A 5,589-nucleotide genomic window follows, 5' to 3' on the forward strand; every position below is an offset into this window, starting at 1 on the left:
AACAAAAGAAACCAACACACCGTGAACGACGAACATCAGGATAATAGCGACGTAAGAAGCAACGATGAAGCCCAATAGGCTTAGGATGTCAGAAGCACTTGACGTTGCGACTACCTTCGCCATTAATGCTGCGATGCCGTATGGCGTTAGTGCCATGATCATCTTAACTAAGCGCATAACGATAGATTGAGCCGCTTCAACGAACGTACGGATTGGAGATTCTAATTCTTCTTTCTCTGCCATCACCTTACGAGCAGCAATACCCGTTAGCACGCCAAAGATAACTACCGCGATGATAGAAGTAGAGCGAGCCCCTGTTAGGTCTGCAAATGGGTTAGTCGGAATAAAGCTAACCAGCATTTGTGGAATAGTTAGATCTGAAACGCTGCCGATGCGGCTTTCTAGTGTTGCGATACGTGCTGTTTCACGAGCGCCTTCAGTTAAACCTTCAGCCGACAAGCCGAATGCTTGTGTTACAACAATACCAACAATCGCAGAAATTGCCGTTGTTGCTAGCAACACAGAAATGGTGATGCCGGAAATCTTACCTAGTGAGCCGCCTTTCTCAAGCTTCACTACTGCCGCAATCATTGAAACTAACACTAATGGCATGATGACCATTTTTAGTAGGCCAACGTAACCACGACCCACAATGTTTACCCAGTCGAGCGTCTCTTTGATAATAGGATTGCCTTCACCAAATAGCAGTTGAAGACCAAGGCCAAAAGCACTACCGAAAACTAAACCGAGTAAAACGAGGCGAGAAAGTGTGTTTTCTTTTTTCTGCTGTCCGTAGAGAAAAAAGAGGATACCAGTGAATACCGCTAAGGCAGCGATAGCTGAAAATGACATTGTTTTTCCTTATGAATAACCATGAATCGATAGGGCGCTTAGATATATGGGCGCAAATACTGTTAGCTAAAATAGCGACCTGTAACAAAACGTAAAATAAGGAAAAGTAATTTATTAGAACGATTAGTAATATCCACCCAATGGGTTGGATGGATATTCAACATTGTGGTGAATAGATAGACGTTTTAATGATATTTCGCTAATAAATTAAGCATGTCAGTCGAGGTGTAGATTTCGATACTTTGGAAATTATTTTCGAACAATCGGAATAATATTGCTTTCGCTACATCTTCCGATTGGATAGGGCGTAGGTTTTTGAATTTTCCAAACATTAACGGAGATATTAAAGGGAAGACTCTTTGTAGGAGCTTTTCATCAGTTCTGGGTTCGGCACGTTCACCCACCAGCGGGCCTGGACGAGCGATGAAGAGCTGCTTGAAGCCAATACGTTTTAGGTTTTGCTCCATTTGTCCCTTACAGCGCAGATAGTGTGAATAGGAGTCTGGCGAAGCGCCATAGCTAGAAACGACTGCGACACGTTGAACTCCAAGGAATTTCATCGACTGTGCCACTTGGCTAACCAGTTCTACATCGATCTTTCGCAGCGCTTCTTTTGAACCTGCTTTTTTCTTGGTTGTGCCTAAGCAGATAATGCCTAAGTTGGGCGTCGCTTTGGTGTCGTCCCAACTCGTTACTTGTAGATCGTTGTGGATGAGTGTATCGAGTTTGTTGGAGTGAAATTCTTCACCTAATGCTCTTCGTGACAAAGCATAGATGTGTTCTACAGCGGGCTCGTTAATGAGCAGTCTCAGGACATGATGACCAATTAGCCCTGTCGCACCAGCTATAACAACCGATGTTTTATCTCCATTAATACTCATTCTATTCCTTACTCGCTCTACAAGTGCTTGTTTAATATAAACAGTGTTTGAATTTTAAGCGAACAAAAGTTTCATGAATGAGCGTTAGGAAGATGGGGTTTGATGATGGGCTTTTATACGGAAGGTATGTGCTTAGCTAGGTAAACCTCAATTAAGGTGTTAAAGATAACAAAGCCCGCTGGGCGACGGGCTTGTTATTTACTTTACTACTTTGTTGTCATATTGCTTCGATATCTACTAGGTAAAGGAGAGTGGGATTTTCCTTACCTTTTTGTTGGTTTTCTTACTCGATTTATTTGGTTTTCTTTTACTTGAGTTTGGAATCATTCCACCTCCTAAATCATTGTTTGGTTTTGTCTTTCAATCGATTGTTTTCCTTTAAAGCAACTGCGATGTGGGTATTCACAGTATGGGCACTCATCAATGGAGAGATTAACAAGTACTTTAGATAAAGCATAAACGATGCCAAAATGTAAGTTATTGATAAATCTGTTATCAATATTGTAGGTGTTTCGGGCTCGTCAATTTGACTGTCAATTTGAGAAAATACCGGTGTGATCTGTTTAAATTAAGAACACTCTCTACCGTTTCTGTTGATTAGGCATAGATACAGCATTGCTTAACACGTAAACTGAGTCGTAATTCACATAGACCAAGGACGTGCTATGAACCTCAAACTTGATACTCTTGCTCCCACTCAGATTTACCACCTGATGACACAAACCGTTGTGCCTCGCCCGATAGCATGGGCATTGACGGAATCTTCCGACCAAGAGTACAACCTAGCACCTTTCTCCTATTTCACGCCTGTTTCCAGCAATCCGCCGCTACTGATGTTATCAGTTGGGAAAAAGCCGTCGGGCGAAATCAAAGATACCACCCGTAACGCCTTAGAAACGGGTAAGCTAGTGATTCACATTGCTTCTTCAAGTTCTGCCGAAACAATGACAGCAACAGCAGCTACACTCGAACATGGTGACTCTGAAGTTACCGCAAATAATATTGAGCTAGTTGAATTTGAAGGGTTTTCTTTACCGAGAGTGAAAGAGTGTGCGGTCGCTTTTGGCTGCACTTTGTACGAAGTAAAAGAAGTGGGAGAGGTGCCTCAAAGCCTTATCTTTGCTCAAGTTGAAACCGTGTACATTTCCGAAGATGTGATTGATAAAGATAGTGAACGTCTTAAGATTGACGCGTTGGCATTGGACCCTTTATCTCGACTTGGTGGCGGTGAATACGCGACGCTTTCCAATGTGTTCTCTGTTGCACGCCCTAAATAGTGTAACGATTTAGCTTAAGCAGAATCGCAGCCCTAGAAATCCATTACCTTAAATTTAAGTGTTCCTAAACTTATGTTAGATACCCAATACTCGCAGTACATCCAACACCGAATTGACCAAAAAACCAAGCCACTCGGTGCGCTTGGCTTACTAGAAAAAGTCGCACATCAACTGGCATTGATTCAGAGCCAAGGCAAAGAAACTGCGGTTGAGCACATCGAATTGAATAAGCCACGTATCATCATTTTTGCTGGCGACCATGGCATAGCAGATGAAGGTGTGAGTATTGCTCCAAGTGCCGTCACGCAACAGATGGTGTTGAACTTCTTAAGCGGTGGCGCAGCGATTAATTGCTTTTGTGCGGTAAACAACGTCGAAATTACAGTCGTGGACACTGGGATTTTGTTGCCTGTTGAATCTGACAGCGACATGTTGATTTCTCAGCGCTTAGGTACGCGAACCAATAACTTTGCCAATGAAGCGGCAATGAGTTTAGAAACTGTTGAACGTGGGATTGAACTGGGAACTGAGCTTGTATCTAGAACCATTTCGAATGGCACGAATATCATCATGTTTGGTGAAATGGGCATCGGCAATACCAGCAGCGCGTCTGCCATCTTAAGTGCGCTAGCAAACCGAACTGCAGATGAGTGTGTTGGTTTAGGCACTGGTATCAACAATGAACAGCTTGCACGTAAAGTGGCGGTGGTTAAGCAAGGTGTTGCTCGTTGCATAAATCCTGACGCAAAAGAGGTGTTAAGCCAAGTCGGCGGTTATGAAATAGTTCAAATGGTGGGGGGCTTCCTTGGCGCTTACGAAAACAGAACCCCTGTGTTGGTCGATGGTTTTATCGTGTCGGTTGCGGCGTATGTCGCGACTCTAATTGAACCGAGTTGCCGTGATTACATGATCTTTGCTCATCGCTCTGAAGAGTCGGGGCACAAGATTCTATTAGAGCTGCTAGACGCTGAGCCACTGCTCGATCTTGGATTGAGATTGGGCGAGGGCACAGGTGCTGCGCTAGCTATGCCAATAATTCGTGCGGCGGCAGAGTTCTATAACAACATGGCGAGTTTTGCGAGTGCTGGAGTCACGGTTTAATGAGTGATGCACCAAAAAGATCGTTGAAAGATAGCATCACATACCAATGGGAACTTTTTTCGTTGGCGATGGGTTTCTTTTCTCGTTTGCCGATGCCGAAGAATACGCCTTATTCAGAAGAGCGAATGAACCGTTCGGGTCGTTATTTCTCACTGGTTGGTTTGTTACTTGGTGTTCTATGTGGCGGTGTGTTCTTGCTACTCGATGCCATACTGCCGAGTGCGGTGGCGATCTTTTTGATGATGAGTTTTAGCCTGATGCTCACAGGTGCATTCCATGAAGACGGCTTGACTGATATGGCGGATGGCATTGGTGGCGGCATGACTCTAGAACGTCGTTTGACCATCATGAAAGACAGTCGAATTGGTACCTATGGCGCGTCTGCTCTGGTTATGGCTCTGCTTGGCAAGTGGGTGCTGTTGCATGAGTTGGTCAACATGACGGCTCTGTTTTTGGTTATCGTGACCAGTTATACCTTCAGCCGTGCAATTGCTGCATCGCTGATTTACGACATGCCTTATGTCAGCGACTTAGATACCAGTAAAAGTAAGCCATTGGCCAACAAGCAAACCAAAGGCGAACTTGTCTTCTTATTGCTTGTAGGGGTGTTGCCTAGCTTGTGGTTTGGTCTTGAATTCGCTTTGGTTTTATCTGTCGTCGCCTATCTGTTCAGAACAGGTTTCAAAAAGTGGTTAACGGCTCGAATTGGCGGCTTTACTGGCGACTGCTTGGGGGCAGCTCAACAGTTGATGGAGTTACTGATTTACCTTGTATTCATTACTGCATTTTACAATGGCTTTCTATAACGGCTTCCTATGACAAACACGAATCAAGCTAGTCAAATTAATCAAACAAGTCAGCGAAATAGTCATCTGATATTGGGTGGAGCTCGTTCTGGTAAGTCGAGTTTTGCAGAGCAACAAGCATTATGTGCGTTTGAAGCATGTTCAAATGGACGCCTCAATTATATTGCGACAGCGACATATCTTGATGATGAAATGCGAGAACGAATCGCGCACCATCAACAACGTCGTGGTGAGCTGTGGATTGAGCATGAAGCCCCTGTTGAATTAGCCGAAAAACTGCTGTCTTTTGGTCAAAACGATGTGGTGTTGATTGACTGCCTAACTTTGTGGTTGAACAACATTATTTTTGAGTTGGGTGATGATGCGACCAATGAACAGGTTGAGGCCGTGGTTGAAGTTTTAGTGAAAAGCGTAGAGCAAAGCCCAGCGCAAATTATCATGGTTTCTAACGAAGTCGGTTTAGGTGTAGTGCCGCTAGGTAAAGTGTCGCGCCTATTTGTCGACAATGCGGGTCGCATGAACCAAGCGCTAGCTCGCGTCGTTGAACGCGTTACGCTGGTTGCAGCAGGATTACCATTGAGCTTAAAACCGTCGAGCCATTCGACTCAAAGCTCGACTCATAATTAGATTGGTATCAAAGGTTAGTTGAACAAATGGAAAATGGAACAACCA

Annotated in this window: 6 protein-coding genes; 4 read left to right on the top strand and 2 right to left on the bottom strand. The window is 44.2% G+C overall.

Going from position 1 to position 5,589, the window contains the following annotated elements:
* Together AB4496_RS04525 and AB4496_RS04530 are read right to left on the bottom strand one after the other, a co-directional pair.
* Nucleotides 1-852: cation:dicarboxylate symporter family transporter (locus tag AB4496_RS04525; RefSeq protein ID WP_372130637.1), on the bottom strand; the 852-nt coding region annotated here is incomplete at its 3' end.
* A 185-nt stretch (nt 853-1,037) separates the two neighbouring features.
* A complete protein-coding gene (locus AB4496_RS04530) occupies nt 1,038-1,733 on the bottom strand; it encodes an NAD-dependent epimerase/dehydratase family protein (protein ID WP_017099715.1) in 696 nt (231 codons plus the stop codon).
* 665 nt (nt 1,734-2,398) lie between these two features.
* Here AB4496_RS04530 and AB4496_RS04535 point away from each other — a divergent pair.
* The 4 genes from AB4496_RS04535 (at nt 2,399) to cobU (ending at nt 5,544) form a co-directional block, all read left to right on the top strand.
* The gene (locus AB4496_RS04535; protein WP_102258535.1) at nt 2,399-3,010 is read left to right on the top strand and encodes a flavin reductase family protein; all 612 of its coding nucleotides are present in this window, start codon (nt 2,399-2,401) and stop codon (nt 3,008-3,010) included.
* Nucleotides 3,011-3,082: 72 nt separating this feature from the next.
* Nucleotides 3,083-4,111, top strand: coding sequence for a nicotinate-nucleotide--dimethylbenzimidazole phosphoribosyltransferase (gene cobT, locus AB4496_RS04540; RefSeq protein WP_009846936.1), 1,029 nt, complete (start codon nt 3,083-3,085; stop codon nt 4,109-4,111).
* A complete protein-coding gene (locus tag AB4496_RS04545) occupies nt 4,111-4,917 on the top strand; it encodes an adenosylcobinamide-GDP ribazoletransferase (protein ID WP_102258534.1) in 807 nt (268 codons plus the stop codon). The genes cobT and AB4496_RS04545 overlap by 1 nt, the downstream gene beginning before the upstream one ends.
* A 9-nt stretch (nt 4,918-4,926) precedes the next feature.
* Nucleotides 4,927-5,544 carry a bifunctional adenosylcobinamide kinase/adenosylcobinamide-phosphate guanylyltransferase gene (cobU, locus tag AB4496_RS04550; RefSeq protein ID WP_102258533.1) on the top strand — a complete coding sequence of 206 codons (618 nt, stop codon included), beginning with the start codon at nt 4,927-4,929 and terminating at the stop codon, nt 5,542-5,544.
* Nucleotides 5,545-5,589 lie beyond the last annotated feature (45 nt).

Origin of the sequence: Vibrio sp. 10N.222.46.A1 (genome assembly GCF_041473595.1) — a bacterium.
GTDB classification, from domain to species: Bacteria; Pseudomonadota; Gammaproteobacteria; order Enterobacterales; family Vibrionaceae; genus Vibrio; species Vibrio tasmaniensis_A.

Excerpts from the sequence above, each read along its gene's own strand:
- AB4496_RS04530 (WP_017099715.1), bottom strand. The coding sequence starts at position 1,733 with ATGAGTATTAATGGAGATAAAACATCGGTTGTTATAGCTGGTGCGACA.
- AB4496_RS04535 (WP_102258535.1), top strand. The coding sequence starts at position 2,399 with ATGAACCTCAAACTTGATACTCTTGCTCCCACTCAGATTTACCACCTG.
- cobT (WP_009846936.1), top strand. The coding sequence starts at position 3,083 with ATGTTAGATACCCAATACTCGCAGTACATCCAACACCGAATTGACCAA.
- AB4496_RS04545 (WP_102258534.1), top strand. The coding sequence starts at position 4,111 with ATGAGTGATGCACCAAAAAGATCGTTGAAAGATAGCATCACATACCAA.
- cobU (WP_102258533.1), top strand. The coding sequence starts at position 4,927 with ATGACAAACACGAATCAAGCTAGTCAAATTAATCAAACAAGTCAGCGA.